The sequence below is a fragment of the Flavobacterium sp. DW-iso2 genome, from assembly GCF_058725285.1.
This window is the reverse complement of sequence record NZ_JBZXDY010000066.1, coordinates 1-1,319: the sequence shown is the minus strand read 5'-3', so window position 1 is coordinate 1,319 and position 1,319 is coordinate 1. Positions and strand designations below refer to the sequence as shown.

Genomic DNA, 1,319 nt, shown 5'->3' with positions numbered 1-1,319 from the left:
TAGTTTAGCCCCTTAATAGTTCGGAGTGTTATTTTAAATTTCAAAATTATATATTTGAGATATGAAATACAAGAAATGGACTTTAGCTCAGAAGCTAGAAATACTAGCTGCTTCAGAGGATACTGGTATTGTAGAAGCATGCCGTAAGTTTGGCGTGAGTACGGCAAGTTTATATAACTGGAAGAAGAAGTACGAACACAAAGGCGAGGCTGGCTTAAAAGTCACCTATGACACTAAAAGCAAAGAGCTGAAAGATGCAGAAGAGGAAAATCGGATTCTACGCAAGCTACTGAGCAATAAAGAAATAGAATTAGAGGTACAAAGGGAGCTTTTAAAAAAAAAGTTTGGGACATCCGATCCAAGAAAGATTTAGTGAACTCTATTTATCAAAAGCATAAATGTAGCAAGGCTAAGATAATAAAGATGGTTGGTATAATTAGCAGTAGTTATTATAGAAAACCAAATTTTGGTAAGAAAGGCAATCATCCTACGGCAGTAACATTTCATCATAAAAATGGTTTTGTTAGTCAATCAGATGTTGTAAAATCTATTAAAAAAATCTTAAAACATGAATTTATAGATTGTGGTTATCGGTTGATGACCAAGTATCTAAATAGAGATGGCTACCAAATAAATCATAAAAAACTGTACCGAATTATGAAAGAAGAAGGACTTTTAAAACTCGAGAATAGAATTAACAGAAGTGGTTCTGGACGTAAGTTTGTGAAATTTAGGAAAGTTTATACTTCTAGACCATTGCAATGTTTAGAAATGGATATTAAAATGGTATGGGTGCCAAATGTTGGTAAAAATGCATATTTATTATCTGTAATTGATGTTCATACACGACGAATTTTAAAGGATTATTTTTCTTTCAACATAAAGCAAAAACACGTTATAGAATTACTATCCCAACTTTTTGACGAATATAACTACCCTGAAAGCGTTGTTATTAGAAGTGATAATGGAAGTCAATTTATAGCTAAAAGCGTCCGTGAATATTTAGGGTTAATAGGTGTTCAACAAGAATTTACCCATGTCGCAACACCTGAAGAAAATGCTCATATAGAAGCCTATCATGGAATCTTGAAGAAGGAAGTGTTTTCCAGGTTCGATTATCGAACTTTTGGAGAGGTTCAGCAGATATTAAAACGATTTGTCTCTTTTTATAACAATGAAAGACTTCATGGACTCCTAGGAAGAATCACTCCAATGGAGAAATGGAACTCGGATAAACATCTAATAGAAATGAAAAAATTAACCGCTTAATTAAAAATCGAAATTTAAAATAGTACTCTTGTTTTATAGGGGTCAAAACA

2 protein-coding genes are annotated in these 1,319 nt (G+C 32.6%); both read left to right on the top strand.

Annotated features, from left to right (window positions below):
* Positions 1-61: 61 nt before the first annotated feature.
* Positions 62-373, top strand: coding sequence for a transposase (locus AC4PRO_RS18105; RefSeq protein ID WP_492118389.1), 312 nt, complete (start codon positions 62-64; stop codon positions 371-373).
* The gene (locus AC4PRO_RS18100; RefSeq protein WP_492118388.1) at positions 373-1,269 is read left to right on the top strand and encodes an IS3 family transposase; all 897 of its coding nucleotides are present in this window, start codon (positions 373-375) and stop codon (positions 1,267-1,269) included. Before AC4PRO_RS18105 ends, AC4PRO_RS18100 begins: the two co-directional genes overlap by 1 nt.
* The last annotated feature ends 50 nt before the right edge of the window (positions 1,270-1,319 follow it).